At 69.6% G+C, this 14,675-nt stretch carries 14 protein-coding genes; 3 read left to right on the forward strand and 11 right to left on the reverse strand.

Annotated elements, in window-relative coordinates:
- Positions 1–14 precede the first annotated feature (14 nt).
- The 7 genes from ABGI63_RS01875 to ABGI63_RS01905 are packed head-to-tail and all read right to left on the reverse strand — an operon-like array spanning position 15 to position 7,498.
- Positions 15–1,487, reverse strand: coding sequence for an amidase (locus ABGI63_RS01875; protein WP_349740765.1), 1,473 nt, complete (start codon positions 1,485–1,487; stop codon positions 15–17).
- Positions 1,484–2,974, reverse strand: coding sequence for an ABC transporter substrate-binding protein (locus tag ABGI63_RS01880; RefSeq protein WP_349740766.1), 1,491 nt, complete (start codon positions 2,972–2,974; stop codon positions 1,484–1,486). Before ABGI63_RS01880 ends, ABGI63_RS01875 begins: the two co-directional genes overlap by 4 nt.
- Entirely contained in the window at positions 2,968–4,032 is a 1,065-nt protein-coding gene (locus tag ABGI63_RS01885; protein ID WP_349740767.1) for an ABC transporter ATP-binding protein, read from the reverse strand. The genes ABGI63_RS01880 and ABGI63_RS01885 overlap by 7 nt, the downstream gene beginning before the upstream one ends.
- On the reverse strand, positions 3,986–4,960 hold the full coding sequence (locus tag ABGI63_RS01890) for an ABC transporter ATP-binding protein (protein WP_349740768.1): 975 nt from the start codon (positions 4,958–4,960) through the stop codon (positions 3,986–3,988). The genes ABGI63_RS01885 and ABGI63_RS01890 overlap by 47 nt, the downstream gene beginning before the upstream one ends.
- Positions 4,960–5,784: an ABC transporter permease gene (locus ABGI63_RS01895; RefSeq protein WP_349740769.1), complete on the reverse strand. Its 825-nt coding sequence runs from the start codon at positions 5,782–5,784 to the stop codon at positions 4,960–4,962. Before ABGI63_RS01895 ends, ABGI63_RS01890 begins: the two co-directional genes overlap by 1 nt.
- Entirely contained in the window at positions 5,781–6,746 is a 966-nt protein-coding gene (locus ABGI63_RS01900) for an ABC transporter permease (protein ID WP_349740770.1), read from the reverse strand. The genes ABGI63_RS01895 and ABGI63_RS01900 overlap by 4 nt, the downstream gene beginning before the upstream one ends.
- A complete protein-coding gene (locus tag ABGI63_RS01905) occupies positions 6,743–7,498 on the reverse strand; it encodes a GntR family transcriptional regulator (protein WP_349740771.1) in 756 nt (251 codons plus the stop codon). Before ABGI63_RS01905 ends, ABGI63_RS01900 begins: the two co-directional genes overlap by 4 nt.
- Positions 7,499–7,831: 333 nt before the next feature.
- On the opposite strand from ABGI63_RS01905, the gene ABGI63_RS01910 reads away from it, so the two are divergent.
- Entirely contained in the window at positions 7,832–8,482 is a 651-nt protein-coding gene (locus ABGI63_RS01910) for a PEP-CTERM sorting domain-containing protein (protein WP_349740772.1), read from the forward strand.
- A gap of 93 nt (positions 8,483–8,575) precedes the next feature.
- Here ABGI63_RS01910 and ABGI63_RS01915 read toward each other — a convergent pair whose 3' ends face one another.
- Positions 8,576–10,717, reverse strand: coding sequence for an MHFG family PEP-CTERM protein (locus tag ABGI63_RS01915; RefSeq protein WP_349740773.1), 2,142 nt, complete (start codon positions 10,715–10,717; stop codon positions 8,576–8,578).
- 244 nt (positions 10,718–10,961) lie between these two features.
- Positions 10,962–11,216: a hypothetical protein gene (locus ABGI63_RS01920; RefSeq protein WP_349740774.1), complete on the reverse strand. Its 255-nt coding sequence runs from the start codon at positions 11,214–11,216 to the stop codon at positions 10,962–10,964.
- Between the two features lie 107 nt (positions 11,217–11,323).
- Here ABGI63_RS01920 and ABGI63_RS01925 point away from each other — a divergent pair, with 107 nt between their 5' ends.
- Positions 11,324–12,244 (forward strand): LysR substrate-binding domain-containing protein, encoded by a 921-nt coding sequence (locus ABGI63_RS01925; protein WP_349740775.1) that lies wholly within the window; start codon positions 11,324–11,326, stop codon positions 12,242–12,244.
- Here ABGI63_RS01925 and ABGI63_RS01930 read toward each other — a convergent pair.
- On the reverse strand, positions 12,165–13,610 hold the full coding sequence (locus ABGI63_RS01930) for a heavy metal sensor histidine kinase (protein WP_349740776.1): 1,446 nt from the start codon (positions 13,608–13,610) through the stop codon (positions 12,165–12,167). The two genes, ABGI63_RS01925 and ABGI63_RS01930, sit on opposite strands and share 80 nt — an antisense overlap.
- Entirely contained in the window at positions 13,607–14,287 is a 681-nt protein-coding gene (locus ABGI63_RS01935) for a heavy metal response regulator transcription factor (protein ID WP_137943824.1), read from the reverse strand. Before ABGI63_RS01935 ends, ABGI63_RS01930 begins: the two co-directional genes overlap by 4 nt.
- A gap of 139 nt (positions 14,288–14,426) precedes the next feature.
- On the opposite strand from ABGI63_RS01935, the gene ABGI63_RS01940 reads away from it, so the two are divergent.
- Positions 14,427–14,672: a DUF4148 domain-containing protein gene (locus tag ABGI63_RS01940; RefSeq protein WP_349740777.1), complete on the forward strand. Its 246-nt coding sequence runs from the start codon at positions 14,427–14,429 to the stop codon at positions 14,670–14,672.
- Positions 14,673–14,675 lie beyond the last annotated feature (3 nt).

The raw sequence follows: 14,675 nt of genomic DNA on the forward strand, positions 1-14,675 counted from the left end.
GGTGCCGCGCCTCATCAATACCCCGCCCGTCCCCGATTCGCCATCGGCTTGGAACGGCGGATCAGCGGCACATCGTCGGCCTCATCGTCAGCCAGCGCCTCGGGCGGCTGCGGCCAGTCGCGCTGCGCGGGCCGCATCTGCTCAAAGGCCCGCGCCACTTGCAGCACGCCCAGATCGTCGAAGCGCTGGCCGATGATCTGCAGGCCGATAGGCAGGCCGGACTTGGTGTAACCGCAGTTGATGGACGCAGCCGGCTGCTCGCTCATGTTGTAGGGCAGCGTGAAGGCGATGTGCTCGAAGGGGCGCTGCGGGTCGTTGATCGGGCTGGCCCATTCGGCCGGGAAGGCCGGCACCGGGCTGACCGGCGACAGCACATAGTCATAGGGCTGGCAGGCCGCGACCGCCGCCTCGCGGAAGGCCGCCATCTGGCTGTAGCCGTGGAACAGCTCGGCCGCGCTCAAGCCCCCGCCGGTAGACACCCACTCGCGGATATAGGGCAGGACCAGCACCTGGCGCTCCGGCGGCAGGGCCGAGATGTCCAGCCAGGAGCGCATGCGCCAGAACTTGTCGAGCCCGTCGATCATCGCGCGCGTGCTGAATGCAGGCAGCGGCTGTACCCGGGCGCCGGCGGCCTCGAAGAGCCGTGCGGCGGCCTCGACGGCGGCGCGGGTCTCGGGCTCGACATCCAGGCCCCAGCCGGCGTCCAGCATCAGGCCGATGCGCAGGCCTTTGACATCGCGGTCCAGCTTCATCCAGGCGATGTCCTGGGCGGGCAGGCTCATCGTGTCGCGCCAATCGGGGCGGGACAGCGCGGCCATCATCAGCGCGGAGTCGGTCACCGTGCGCGTCATCGGACCGGCGACGCGGCCGGCGAACGGTGGCTTGATCGGGATGCGGCCCAGGCTGGGCTTCAGCGTGAAGATGCCGCACCAGGAGGCCGGCAGGCGCAGCGAGCCGCCGATATCGGTGCCCAGATGCAGCGGTCCATAGCCGGCCGCCGCCGCCGCTGCCGCACCGGCGCTGGAGCCGCCCGGGTTGCGGTCCAGGTTCCAGGGATTGCGGGTCAGCGGATGAAAGCTCGACAGCCCTGAGCTGAGCATGCCGTAGTCCGGCATCGTGGTCTTGGCCAGCAACACGGCGCCGGCCTCGCGCATGCGGGCCGCCGGCGGCGCGTCGTCGGTGGCCGGGCTCAGCACCGTGGCGGCCGTGCCCAGCGGCATCGGCGTGCCGCGCGTCGCGATGTTTTCCTTCAAGGTCAGCGGCAGGCCGTCCAGCGCCAGCGCCTCGCCCTTCAACCAGCGCGCCTCGGACGCGCGGGCCTGGGCCAGCGCGGCCTCCGGGTCCGGCGCATAGAGCGCGCAGAGCTGCGGCTCCCAGCACCCGATATGGTCCAGCACCGCGTGTGTGACCTCGACCGGCGAGAAGGCGCGGCGGCGGTAGCCGTCCAGCAGCTCGACGGCGCTGAGCGAGAACAGCGGCGCGCTCATTCCCAGCTCAAGGCAGAGATGTCGTTGACGAAGACCGGCATGTCCGTCCACAAGCCCTTGAGCTGACGCTTGGCCACCGTCAGCCAGACCGGCTGGTACAGATAGGCGTTGACCGCGTCCTGCGCCAGCAGGCGCTGCGCCTCGCCCAGCAGCTTGGCGCGCTCGGCCTCGCGCGGCGTGTTGTTGATGCGCTCCAGCAGCTTGGCGAACGCCGGGTTCTCGTAGCCCCAGTAGTAGCCGGGCTTGGCGTAGTTGTTCAGATCAAAGGGCTCGACATGGCTGATCAGGCTCAGGTCGTACTGCTTGTTGGTGTAGACACCCGACAACCACTGCGCCCACTCGACGTTCTCGATCTTCGCGACGATGCCCACCTTGGCCAGCTGGGCCGCAACGACCTCGCCACCCTGGCGCGCATAAGGCGTGGGCGGCAGCTTCAGGCTCAGCTCCAGCGGCGTCGCCACGCCCGCCTCCTTCAGCAGCGCACGGGCCTTGTTGGGGTCGAAGGGGTTGAGGGCTGTCGTGTCCAGATAGCCCAGCGCGCCGGGCACGCAATGGCTGCCGATGGGCACGCCGAAGCCATCGGCGGCCGCCTCGATGATGGACTTGCGGTCCAGCGCGGCGGCGATCGCGCGGCGCACGCGCACATCGTCGAGCGGCTTTTTCTTGTTGTTGATCGCCAGTATGGTCTTGGCCCGCGAGCCGGCCTTGATGACCTGGAAGCGCTTGTCGCTGCTGAACTGGCCCAGGCTGCGCGCTGCGGCCACACGCGGGAAGGCATCGACATCGCCCGACAGCAGGGCCGCCACCTGGGCGGCCGGGTCGCTGATGAAGCGGAAACTGACGCGGCGTATCTTCAGCTGCGGCGCGGCGCGGTAGCCGTCCCAGCGGGTCAGGGTGACGGCCGAGCCCTTGGCCCAGTTCTCCAGCTTGTAGGGACCGGTGCCGACCGGCCGCACGGCATTGCTCTCGGCACTCTTGGGCTCGACGATGATGGCCGTGGCCTGGCCGATCAGGAACAGGAAATCGGGCTCTATGGTCTTCAGGCCGATTACCACGGTGTGCGGATCGGGCGTCGCGATGAAGTCCATCGCGGCGAACAGGCGCTTGTCCTTGTTGACGCTTTTCTCGGCGGCCGCGCGCTCGAAGCTGAACTTCACCGCCGCCGCATCGAAGGGCTCCCCATTCTGGAACTTGATGCCGCGCCTGAGCTTGAAGGTGTAGGTCTTCAGGTCCGGCGAGACCTCCCAGCTCTCGGCCAGCAGCGGGCTGACCTTGCCGTCCGGACCGATCTTGCTCAGGGTCTCGAAGATGTTGTACTGGACGATCTCGGCAATCGCCGAGGCCGCGCCGGCGGTCGGGTCCAGGCCCGGCGGTTCCAGCGTCATTGCCAGCACCAGGCTGTCCTTCCTGGCCTGAGCCTGGACGCCCGCACTCAGCAGCCCCAGCGCGGCCAGACTCGTGGCCAGTATCAATTGCTTCATCAACATCTGGAATCCTCCGCTGCAATCCGGGTTTGCAAAATCCGCTCGGCATGATGGCATGCCGCGCGCTGCCCCGCCCCCAGTTCGCGCAGCGGCGGCGGCTCGGCCATGCAGCGCGGGCTCGCATGCGGGCAGCGCGGCGCGAAGTCGCAGCCGGTGCCAGGTCTTGCCATCGGCTGCGACTGTATCGGCACTACGGCAGGCCTGCCGCGCCGCCGCTGGCCCGTCGGCCGCGCACGCGGCACCGCGTCCAGCAAGGCCTGCGTGTAGGGATGGGCGGCCAGGCGGAACAGCGCCTCGGGGCGGCCCTGCTCCACCACCCGGCCCTGGTAGAGCACGATGAGCTGGTCGCAGACATGGTCGACCACGGCCAGGTCATGGCTGATCAGCAAGTAGGAGAGCCCATAGCGCTCGCGCAAGTCCTGCAGCAGGTTCAGCACCTGGGCCTGCACCGAGACATCGAGCGCGCTGACCGGCTCGTCGGCGATGATCAGCTGCGGCCGCGTCACCAGCGCGCGCGCGATCGCGATGCGCTGGCGCTGGCCGCCGGAGAATTCGTGCGGATACTTGTCCAGATCGGCCTCGCGCAGGCCCACGGCCACGAGGCTGTCGAGCACCCGCTCGCGCTGCTCGGCCGGCCCCGTGGCGGTCAGCGACACCAGGGGTTCGGCGACGATGCGGCCGACCTTGCGGCGCGGGTCCAGCGAGCCATAGGGGTCCTGGAACACCATCTGGAAATCGCGCCGCGCCGCCCTCAGCGCGGCCGGCGGCAGCGCATGCAGGTCCTGCCCCTTCAGCAGGACCCGACCCTGGTCGGGCGTCTCCAGCGCCATCACCGCCCGCGCCAGGGTGCTCTTGCCCGAGCCCGACTCGCCGACCACGCCCAGCGACTGGCCGGCCCGCAGCTCGAAGCTGACGCCGCGCAGCGCCTGCAAGCTCGGCGCCGGCGCGAACAAGCGCTCGCGGGGCAGCCGGTAGTGGCGATGCAGGTTCTCGACCTTCAGCAGCAGCGACGCATCATCGATCACGCAGCGCCTCCTCCAGATGCAGGCAGCTGACCTCATGCCCCGGCTGCGGCATGGCCAGCGCAGGCGGACGCGTGCCTGCGCACTCGGCCGTCGCCAGCCGGCAACGCGCGCTGAAGGGGCAGCCAGCGGGCAGGTCCGCCAGCTCGGGCACGCTGCCGGCAATCGTCTGCAGCCGCGCGCCGCGCGCCGTGCCCAGCCGCGGCCGGGCGGCGAACAGGCCTTGCGTATAGGGATGGCCGATGCGCGCGAACACCGCCGCAGTGGGCCCGCGCTCGACCACGCTGCCGCCATACATCACCAGCATCTGCCGGACGTTTTCGGCGATCACGCCGAGGTCGTGCGAGATCAGGATCAGGCCCATGCCGCGCTCCTCGACCAGCTCGGCCAGCAGGTCCAGGATCTGGCCCTGTATCGTCACGTCCAGCGCGGTGGTCGGTTCGTCGGCGATCAGCAGGTCGGGCTCGCAGGCCAGCGCCATCGCGATGCTCACCCGCTGGCGCTGGCCGCCGGACAGCTCGTGCGGATAGGCCCCGGCACGCCGCCTCGCATCGGGCAGGCCGACGCGGTCCAGCAGGCGCACCGCCTCGTCCAGCGCCGGCGCCGCGCCCCAGCCCCGGTGCAGGCGCAGCGGCTCGGCCACCTGGGCGCCGACACGGTGCAGCGGGTTCAGCGCCGTCATCGGCTCCTGGAACACCATGGCCATGCGGTTGCCGCGCAGCACGCTGCGCTCCCGGTCACTCAGCGCCAGCAAGTCCTGACCCTGGAAGCGGATCGCGCCGCTGACCTGGGCACTCTCGGGCAGCAAGCCCATCAAGGCCAGCGCGGTCAGCGACTTGCCGCAGCCCGATTCGCCGATCAGGCCCAGGGTCTCTCCGCGCCCCAGCTCGAAGCTCAGACCGCGCACCGCCTCGGCCGGGCCGCGCCGGGTCTGCAGCTGCACGCGCAGGTCCTTGACTTCCAGCATCAGCGCGCCCTCGCCAGCTTGGGGTCGAGCAGATCGCGCAGCCCGTCGCCCAAGAGGTTGAGTCCCAGCACGGCCGCCATGATGGCCAGGCCCGGAAAGACCGCCAGCAGCGGCGCCTGGAACATCAGCGTCTGCGCCTCGGCCAGCATGCGACCCCAGCTGGGCTCGGGCGGCTGGGTGCCAAGGCCCAGATAGGACAGCGCGGCCTCGGCCAGTATCGCCAGCGCGAACTGGATGGTCGCCTGCACGATCAGCACCGAGGCGATGTTCGGCAGCACATGCTCGACGCTGATGCGCCAGGCGCCCTTGCCGCAGGCCCGCGCGGCCAGCACATAGTCGCGCGCCCATTGCGCCTTGGCGCTGGCGCGGCTGATGCGGGCAAAGGTCGGGATGTTGTGGATGCCGATCGCGGTGATGGCGTTGACGATGCCGGGACCGAACACCGCCGTCATCATGATGGCCAGCAGGATGGCCGGGAAGGCGAAGCTGAAGTCCGAGAAGCGCATCACCGCCTCCTCGACCCAGCCGCGCCGCGCCGCCGCCCACAGGCCCAGCAGGGTGCCCAGCCCCAAGCCGATGCCCACCGCGATCACGCCGACCAGGATGGAGTTGCGCGCGCCCAGCAGCAGCAGGCTGGCGATGTCGCGGCCCAGCGCGTCGGTACCCAGCCAGTGGGCCGCGCTGGGCGCCTGCAGCTTGGCCGGGATGTCGATCTCGTAGGGCGGCCAGGGGGTCCAGATCAGGGACAGCAGGGCCGCCAGCAGCAGCAGCGCGGTCAGCGCGGCGCCAAGAACAAAGCTGGGGTGTTTCAGCGCGCGCCTCATAGATCCGCCGCCTTGATGCGCGGGTCTATCCAGGCATAGAGCACATCGACGACGAAGTTGACGACGATCACCATGGCCGCCAGCAGCAGCACCGCATTGCGCACGACAATCAGGTCGCGGTTGGCGATGGCCTGGAAGATCAGCCGGCCCAGGCCCGGCAGATAGAACACGTTCTCGACCACGATGGTGCCGGCCAGCAGATTGGCGAACTGCAGGCCCATCACGGTCAGCACCGGAATCATCGCGTTGCGCAAGGCATGGCCCCACAGCGCGCCGCGCCGGCTCAGGCCCTTGGCGCGGGCGCTGCGGACGAAATCCTCGCGCAAGACCTCCAGCATCGCCGAACGCGTGATGCGGGCCAGGATGGCCGCCTGCACCACAGCCAGGGAGACGGCCGGCAGCAGCAGGGCCTGCAGCGCCGGCCAGACCCCACCGCCCTCCTCCGCGCGCCAGCCCGGAAAGCCACCGGCCGGCAGCCATTGCAAATGCACCGCGAACAGCAGGATCAGCAGGATCGCGAACCAGAAATTCGGCACCGCGATGCCCAGCTGGCTCAGGGCCATGGTGCCGACATCGCCGGGCTTGTTGTGGCGCGAGGCCGCATAGACGCCGGCCGACAGCGCGATCACCGTGGTCAGCGCCATCGCGATCAGCGCCAGCGGCACCGTCAGCGCCAGGCGCTCGGCCATCAGCTCGGCCACCGGCGTGCTGTAGGCGTAAGACAGGCCCATATCGCCGCGCAGCAGCAACCCCACCATCCAGGCTCCATAGCGAGTCCAGGCGCTGTCGTTCAGGCCGAGCTTCTCGGCCAGCGCGGCCACCGCCTCGGGCGCGGCGTCCGGCCCCATCAAGAGCTGGGCCGCATTGCCGGGCAACACCTCCAGCACACCGAACACCAGCAAGGAGGCCGCCAGCAGCGTGGCGATCAAGGTCGCGAAGCGCTTGAGCAGGAAAAGACTCATGCCCGGCCGGCCGGCGCTCGCCCGACCACGGCCGGCGGTACGGCGCGGCGCGGCCCGGTCTGCAGCTCGCCCTGCAGCTCGCGCTTCAGGCACAGAATCGTCTCGTGGATATGGGCGCGACCCAGGCGCTCGGCGGCGTCGCCATCGCCTGAGGCAATCGCCGCGACGATGCGCTCATGCTCCTCGATGGCCGGGCCGGCGCGCTCATGGCTGATCAGCACGGCCGGCGCAAACACCTGGGAGGTCTTGCGCACCAGGGCCAGCTGGGCATTGAGAAATTCGTTGTCGGCCAGCGCGATGATGGCCGAGTGGAAGTCCACATTGAAGCGGGTGTAGTCGGCCGGCGACCAGGGCTCCAAAGTGCGGCGCTGGGCCGCGATCATCGGATCGAGCAGCGCGTGCGCGCGCTCGGCACCGCGCTCGGCGGCCTGGCGCGCGGCCAGGCCATCCAGCATCTCGCGCATCGTGTAGGCATCCAGCAGCCGGCGCCGGTCGGCCCGCGCGACGCTGACGCCGCGCACCCCGTCGGCCTCCACCAGGCCCTCGCTCTGCAGCATGCGCAGCGCCTCGCGCAGCGGCGTGCGGCTGACCTTCAGGTCTTCCGACAGCTGCACCTGGCGCAGCAGCTCGCCGGGCGGGTAGAAGCCGGTATAGATGCGCTGGCGCAGCACCCGCGCAACCTCGTCGACCAAGCGCACGCGGCTCTGCCATTCAAACGCTTCCGGGGCATCCCCACCGCTCACAAGATTCATCGACCGCACCGCTGGCTCTGCTTACAACAGCCGCCATTCTGACGCGAGTCGGCCGGCGCTTCGCTCGCGTATTGGACTTTGGATACAAAGTACAGACAGGGGTTTGCCCCAGTTGGCCAGAAAACCAATGGCCATGATGGACGAGCGATCCGCGTGCTGACGTCCGGCAGGCCCGTCGCCCGCTCCCATATTTGTCGATTGACTTTACAAATTCCGACACGCGTCGCCCGAGCAAGTTACAAAGTGATTACAAAACAATGACTTAGAGAAATGGCATCAAGTTTGCTTACCTTGGGTCACCAGTCAGCACAAAGCCAGCCAAGGAGAACAGCCATGAAGTCCCAGGTCCTTTCCAAAGCCCTCAGAGGTCCGCGCTTTGCGCTGGCCACGCTGGGTCTTGCGCTGGCAGCGGCCAGCATGCCCGCCCAGGCCACCCTGACCTTGACGCCCAGCTCGGTCGGCATGATCGGCGTCATGGTGGATCCACCCAAGAATTGCGAGCCGGAATGCGTCTACACGGCGCTGGGCCTGAGCGCCGCCGATGGCGCCCTGTCGCTGCTCTACAAATCGGATGTCTCCGGCGGATCCGGCTTGGGTTCGGACTCCGGCACGTTTGCGAGCAGCTACACAACCACTTTCTCCAACTCGGCTGCAGACCCGGCCGATGCCTTGATCGAATATCTCAGCGGCGCCAGCATCGCTTGCCCGGACTGCTATCTGGCGATCAAGGACGGCAAGCACGAGCCCTCCTACTATTTCTACGATCTCAGCGCCTGGGACGGCATTGAGGACATCTTCCTCGACGGCTTCTGGCCCAACGGTGGCGCCATCTCCCATGTGTCGATCTGGGGTCGCGAGGGTGATGACGGCGGCGGTGGTGGCAGCGGTGGTGGCGGCTCCACCGTGCCGGAGCCGGGCAGCCTGGCCTTGGCCGGTCTGGCACTGCTGGGTGCGGCCGCCAGCCGTCGTCGCAAGCCCGACTGAGCATCCCTACCCGCCAATGCAAAAAACCCGCCTTTCGGCGGGTTTTTTTGACTCCTGAGCCGGCAGGCTTTCAGCCGGCCCGCCCTGTGCCCCTCAGAGGCTGACCTGGATGCTGACGCTGCGGGTATTGCCGGCTGCGTCCTTGGCAGTGGCGCTGATGCTGTGGGCGCCGGCCCTGAGCTTGCGGGTGTTCCAGCTGTAGCTGAGCGCGCCACCCTTGACCGTGGCCACCACCTGGCCGTTGATGGCCAAGGTCTGCGTGATGCCGGCCGCACCGGAGTCATCGGAGGCCTGCACCGTGATACCGACCGTGCCTGACACCTTGGCGCCGTTGGCAGGGTTGCTGATGGTCAGCACCGGTGGCGTGCTGTCGACCACCGCCACGGCCGGCGCGTTCGACACCATGACGGTCAGCGCCGCCGAGGCAGCGCTGTTGCCGGCCGCATCGAAGGCCTGGGCGCTCAGGCTTGCCGAACCGTTGGCCACCTTGCTGGAATCCCAGCTGAAGGCATAGGGCGCGCTGGTGTCGCTGGCCACCAGGCTGCCGTTGGCGCGCAGCTCGACCCGCACGACGCCGATGTTGTCGCTGGCATTGACATCCACCGCCACCAGGCCGCTGACCGTGCTGCCGCCCTGCGGGCTGGCCATCGCAACGGTGGGAGCCTGGGTATCCGGGGCCTGCGCCGCCAGGCTGGCCTGGACCGCCGCCGCCGCATTGACCCTGCCATGGCCGTAGAGCTTGTCGCGGCCGGCCGTGCCCAGATCCAGCGCGGTCGAGTAGAGCAGGCTTTCAATCTGGTCGCTGGCCAGCGAGGGCTTGGCCGCCATCATCAGCCCGACCACGCCGGCCACCACCGGGCTGGACAGCGAGGTGCCCCACCAGGCCTGATAGCCACCGCCGCGGGTGGTGGTCCAGATGTCCTGGCCGGGCGCGGCCAGGGTCACGTAGCTGCCGTAGCTGGACCAGCTGCTGCGCTGGTCGTTGGCATCGGTGGCCGAGACCGTGATCATGGTGGAGCTCGCCCCGGTGGTTTCCTCGATGCCGGTATTGCCGGCCGACACCACCACCAGGCCGCCCTTGCTCTTCATGTACTGGGCGGCGCTGCGCACCGAGGAACTGCCGGTCACGCCGCCATAGCTGATATTGGCCACCCGCGCCCCGTTGTCGGCGGCCCAGATCAGACCCTGAGCCACCGTGCTCCAGTAGGCATAGGCATTGGCGTCGGCGATGCGCACCGGCATCAGCCGGGCCAGGCCGGCCACGGCCGCAACGCCGGTGCCATTGTTCAGCGTCGCCGCCGCCGCGCCGGCGACGGCCGTGCCGTGGCCATGGACATCGGCGGTGTTCGAATTGCCGTCGATCACATTCCAGCCGGCCACCAGGCGCGCGGCCAGGTCAGGGTGGGCGGCGTCGATGCCGGAGTCCAGCACCGCAATCGTGATGCCCGCCCCCTGGCTGCTGTCCCAGGCCTGGGGCACCCCGATCTTGCCAAGATGCCACTGGCTGCCGGCATAGGGATCGTTGACGGCGAAGGCCGGCGCGACGCGCTGGTCCAGCTCGGCAAAGCGCAGCTGCGGATGCTTGCTGAGCAGGGCCTGCACGGCCTTCTCGGACGCATTGCCGGGCAGTTCGACGACATAGAGATCGCTGCGCCCCAGGCGCCGCGCCTTGCCGCCATGCAGGCCGCTGATCTTGCCGAGCTCGCCCTCGGCCAGCCCGGCCCGCGCGCCGACGATCAGGCGGCCGGGCGCATGCTGCGGCACGCCGGCGGCCGGCGGCTGTTCGTTGAGCACCTGCTGCGGGTCCAGACCGGCCAGGGTCGCTTCGGTCGAGAGCCCGGTCCGTGCCACGCGCAGCACATGGCGGCCATTGAGCGTGACCAGCAGGCAGTGGCGTGCCTCGCAAAAGCTCAGCGCCGGCTCCGCCGTCGCCGCGCTCCACTGCGAGCGATCGGGCTGGGCGCAGACCGAGTTGCCGGACATCTGCAAGCCCTGCAGCTCCTGGCCATAGCTCTGGGCGCCGAACACGCCGTCGCGCCGGATCCAGACCAGCTCGTCGAAGCGCTGCCGGTCCATGCGTTGACGCAGCTTGGCGCGGAGCTCGGGCGAGAGATCCTGGAAGCGATCAACCACGCTGGCCACATCGCCATCGAAAGCCTGCTGGGAAGCGGGGTCCCAGGAACAAGTCCCGCTGCTGGCCAGACTGGCGGCCAATGCAATTGCTGTAAGCGCCATGGTGGCTGCTCCGTACAGAACGAGATACCTGCGCGGACTCCATGGCCCGCATCATCGCTCTCGCAAACTCCCTGTTACTGCCGGCCCGGGGTATTCAATCCAGACCGGCGCCCAGCTTAGGGACGGGGCAACACCGGCGTCTGTAAGCCATTGTTGCTTCGCGCTATGCAGTTGACGACTTCGTGCATTAGTGCCCAAAGCGATGGCGCTGGCAAGCGTCGCCCCCGCAATCCGGGGGCGCCGATCAGAGAAAAAAATCGATGCGGTGGCTGGCCAGGTTTTCGTGTGAGACGCGCCGCCGTCCGACGCACCACCAGCCGATATCGCGCAAGCTGCGGGCATCCAGGTCATCGAGCCGCTCGGGCTCGCTGGGCCGGGCGGCGGTACCGAAAAACAGCGCCCACAGCCCTTGCCCCCAGCGGCGCTGAACGCCGGGGGTGGCTGCGGGGGCGGACCGGGCGGGCGAGTCGGGGCAAGCGCTGATGGCAGGGTGAAGCATGGCGGATCTCCTATCGAGTGAGCTCAGGATAGGTCGCCGCATTGGGCAATGGAATTGATTGTTTTTCTCTGATATGGTCGAAATATCTAACCAGCAGAGAGCCCGCCATGGCGCGCCTGCCGCTCAATACCCTGCCGACCTTCCGCGTCATCGCCCAGACCCAGAATCTGCGCGCGGCGGCCGAGACCCTGCATCTGACACACAGTGCGCTGAGCCACCAGCTGCGCGCGCTGGAGACGCAGCTGGGCCATGCGCTGTTCGAGCGGCGCGGCCGCCGCCTGCTGCTCAACAACGCCGGCGAGGCCTTGCTGGCCAGCGTCAACAAGGCCCTGGCCGAGCTGGATCGTGGCGTCAGTGCGGCGGCGGCGGCGGCCGGGCTGCAGGCGCAGAGCCTGCGGCTGTCGGTGCTGCCCTCGTTCGCGCAGCGCTGGCTGCTGCCGCGCATGCAGCGCTGGCGCGCGCGCCATCCGAACCTGGCACTGGAGATCAGCGCGACGGCCCAGCTCAGCGATCTGGGCCGCGAGGGTTTCCATGCCGGCATCCGCCAGGGCCGCGGCCCCTGGCCGGGGCTGGAGGCCGAGGAACTGATCGGCACCGAGGTGCCCTTGGTCGTGGTCGGCTCACCGGCTGCGGCCAAGCGCCTGGGCCTGGGCCGGCGGCGCAGCGCGGCGGACGCCGGTGCGCTCGGCGAGGAGCCGCTGCTGGGCCAGGCCGAGCCCTGGGAGCAATGGTTCACGGCCGCCGGCGTGCAGCGCACGGTCACGCCGGTGGCGCTGTTCAACGATGCCGGCCTGATGCTGCAGGCGGCCGAGCAGGACCTCGGGCTGGCGATCTCGCGCGAGATCCTGGCGATGGACGCGCTGCGCGAGGGCAAGCTGGTGCGGCTCTCGCCGCTGGCCATCCACTATGTGCATGCCAAGCCCTACCACCTGGCCTATCCGCCGGCCCTCAAGACCTGGCCCCCGCTGCTGGCGCTGCGGGACTGGCTGCAGGAGGAACTGCATCGGGGAAGCGCAGCCGGAAGCTGATGTCGCCGGCGGCCGGCTGGACCACCGTCGCACTGCCACCGTGCAGCGTCATGATGGAACGCACGATGGCCAGGCCCAGGCCGCTGGAGCGGGCCGAGTCGGCGCGCGCCGGATCGGCGCGGTAGAAGCGCTCGAACAGCCGGTCCAGCAGCTCGGCCGGCAGCGGCTCGCCGCTGTTGTCGACGCTGAGCTCCCAGGCACCGGTCCGCCGCCGTGCGCCCAGCCGGACCTCGCTGCCGGGCTTCGCATGCTGCACGGCATTGGCCAGCAGATTCGCCAGCGCGCGGCGCAGCAGCATGGTGTCGGCCTGCAGCGGCCCGCTACCGACGACGGCCGTGGCCAGGCGCAGCCCGCGCTCCTCGGCCAGGTCCTGGAAGTAGTCGGCCTGGCGCGCCAGCTCCTCGGCCGGGTCCAGCGCCTGGCGCTGCAGCGCCACCGCGCTGTGCTCGGCGCGGGCCAGGAACAGCATGCTGTCTATCATGCGGTTCAGCCGCTCCAGCTCCTCGATGTTCGAGCCCAGCAGGGCCTGGTACTCCTCGGCGCTGCGCGGGCGCGCCAGCATCACCTGGCTCTGGCCCAGCAGATTGCCGACCGGCGTGCGCAGCTCATGGGCCAGATCGGCGGCGAACTGGTTGACCTGGGCAAAGCCCTGCTCCAGGCGCAGCAGCATCGCGTTGAAGGCGGCGATCAGGCCGCGCATCTCGGCCGGGGCTGCCCGCTCGGACAGCCGGGTCGAGAGCCGCTGCGCGGTGATGCGGCCGGCTTCGCGCGCCAGGCGGCGCAGCGGGGCCAGGCCTTGCCACATCAGCCCCAGCGCCAGCGCGCCGCCCGCGACGGCGAAGAACAGCACGCTGAACCAGATGCGGCGCCGGTAGTCGGCCAGCAGTTCGGCGCGCTCGTTGCAGATGCGGGCCACCATGATCTGCACGGTGCGACCCGAGCCCAGCGGCGACAGCGCCGCCACCGCCGCAGCCGGCACGCCGGCGGCGGTGGTCCAGTAGCGGATGTCAGCCAGTCCCGCCGCGCGACCCAGCGGCACCGGGGCAGGCAGCTGCAGCGGCTCATGGCCGGGGTGGACATCGAGCAGCAGCCGGCCCTGCGTGTCATGGACCCGCACATAGACATTGCTGTCGGCACTCATCGTGTCGCGCAGGTATTGCGGCTGGTCCAGCAGCAGCCGGGGCGCGGCGGTGTGGGCCAGCAGCTGGCGCAACTGGCGCAGATGGCTCAGCAGCTGCAGCTCGTCGCGGCGCTCCAGCTGCTGGGCGAAGGATTGGTAGAGATAGATGCCCAGCGAGCCGCAGCTCAGCGCCACCAGCGCCGCGAACAGCAGACCCAGGCGCCAGCTCAGCGGCAGGCGGCTCATGGGCGCAGCTCGCAGACATAGCCCATGCCGCGCACCGCATGGATCAGCCGGCCCGGCACCGGGTCGTTGATGCGCAGGCGCAGGCGCCGCACCGCGACATCGACGACATTGGTGTCGCTGTCGAAATTCATGTCCCAGACCAGCGAGGCGATCTGGCTGCGCGACAGCACCTCGCCCTGGCGCCGCATCAGCAGATGCAGCAGCGCGAACTCGCGCGCGCTCAGATGCACGCGCTCGCCGGCCCGGGTCACGACGCGGGCCGGCACGTTCAGCAGCAGATCGTCGACGGCCAGCAGCTCCTCCTCGCGCAGCGGCCCGCGCCGCAGCAGCGTGCGGATGCGGGCCAGCAGCTCGGCGAAGGCAAAGGGCTTGACCAGATAGTCGTCGGCGCCCTGCTCCAGGCCCTGGACCCGGTCTTCCAGCGCGTCGCGCGCGGTCAGGAAGATCACCGGCGTGGCCCGCGTGTCGCGGCCCTCGCGCAGCCGGCGCAGCACGCGCCAGCCGTCCATGCCGGGCAGCATCACATCGAGCACGATCAGGTCATAGCCCTGCTGCTGGGCCAGGTGCAGGCCGGTGATGCCGTCGCTCGCGACATCGACCACAAAGCCCGACTCGCCCAGGCCCTTCTTCAGATAGTCGCCCGTCTTGGGCTCGTCTTCGACCACCAGGATGCGCAAGACCTTCTCCTGTTTGCAAGGTCGCCAGCATGCCTGAAGCGCCAGAGCGGCGGATGACAGCTTTGTCATCGCGCCGTCAGCGCCCGGCCAGCGACGTGTTTCTACAGTGAGGTCTCCACTTCATGCAAAGGATCACCCGATGAACAAGCTCACCCTGATCTCCCTGTGCAGCGCCACCCTGCTGCTCGCCGGCCCCGCGCTGGCCGCGCGCGACGCTGGCGAGAAGAGCCGCGAGCAGGTCAAGGCCGAGCTGGCCGAGGCCAGGCTCCAGGGCACGCTGCCGGTCGGCGAGGACGGCCTGACGCCGCGCCAGCGCCACCCCCAGCTCTACCCGGCGCAGACCCGGCTGGCCGCCAAGCAGGACGCGAACAGCACCGCGCGCTGAGCA

It is taken from the genome of Roseateles cavernae (assembly GCF_040187885.1).
GTDB classification, from domain to species: Bacteria; Pseudomonadota; Gammaproteobacteria; order Burkholderiales; family Burkholderiaceae_C; genus Roseateles_E; species Roseateles_E cavernae.

Excerpts from the sequence above, each read along its gene's own strand:
- ABGI63_RS01875 (WP_349740765.1), bottom strand. The coding sequence starts at position 1,487 with ATGAGCGCGCCGCTGTTCTCGCTCAGCGCCGTCGAGCTGCTGGACGGC.
- ABGI63_RS01880 (WP_349740766.1), bottom strand. The coding sequence starts at position 2,974 with ATGTTGATGAAGCAATTGATACTGGCCACGAGTCTGGCCGCGCTGGGG.
- ABGI63_RS01885 (WP_349740767.1), bottom strand. The coding sequence starts at position 4,032 with ATGAGGTCAGCTGCCTGCATCTGGAGGAGGCGCTGCGTGATCGATGAT.
- ABGI63_RS01890 (WP_349740768.1), bottom strand. The coding sequence starts at position 4,960 with ATGCTGGAAGTCAAGGACCTGCGCGTGCAGCTGCAGACCCGGCGCGGC.
- ABGI63_RS01895 (WP_349740769.1), bottom strand. The coding sequence starts at position 5,784 with ATGAGGCGCGCGCTGAAACACCCCAGCTTTGTTCTTGGCGCCGCGCTG.
- ABGI63_RS01900 (WP_349740770.1), bottom strand. The coding sequence starts at position 6,746 with ATGAGTCTTTTCCTGCTCAAGCGCTTCGCGACCTTGATCGCCACGCTG.
- ABGI63_RS01905 (WP_349740771.1), bottom strand. The coding sequence starts at position 7,498 with ATGAATCTTGTGAGCGGTGGGGATGCCCCGGAAGCGTTTGAATGGCAG.
- ABGI63_RS01910 (WP_349740772.1), top strand. The coding sequence starts at position 7,832 with ATGAAGTCCCAGGTCCTTTCCAAAGCCCTCAGAGGTCCGCGCTTTGCG.
- ABGI63_RS01915 (WP_349740773.1), bottom strand. The coding sequence starts at position 10,717 with ATGGCGCTTACAGCAATTGCATTGGCCGCCAGTCTGGCCAGCAGCGGG.
- ABGI63_RS01920 (WP_349740774.1), bottom strand. The coding sequence starts at position 11,216 with ATGCTTCACCCTGCCATCAGCGCTTGCCCCGACTCGCCCGCCCGGTCC.
- ABGI63_RS01925 (WP_349740775.1), top strand. The coding sequence starts at position 11,324 with ATGGCGCGCCTGCCGCTCAATACCCTGCCGACCTTCCGCGTCATCGCC.
- ABGI63_RS01930 (WP_349740776.1), bottom strand. The coding sequence starts at position 13,610 with ATGAGCCGCCTGCCGCTGAGCTGGCGCCTGGGTCTGCTGTTCGCGGCG.
- ABGI63_RS01940 (WP_349740777.1), top strand. The coding sequence starts at position 14,427 with ATGAACAAGCTCACCCTGATCTCCCTGTGCAGCGCCACCCTGCTGCTC.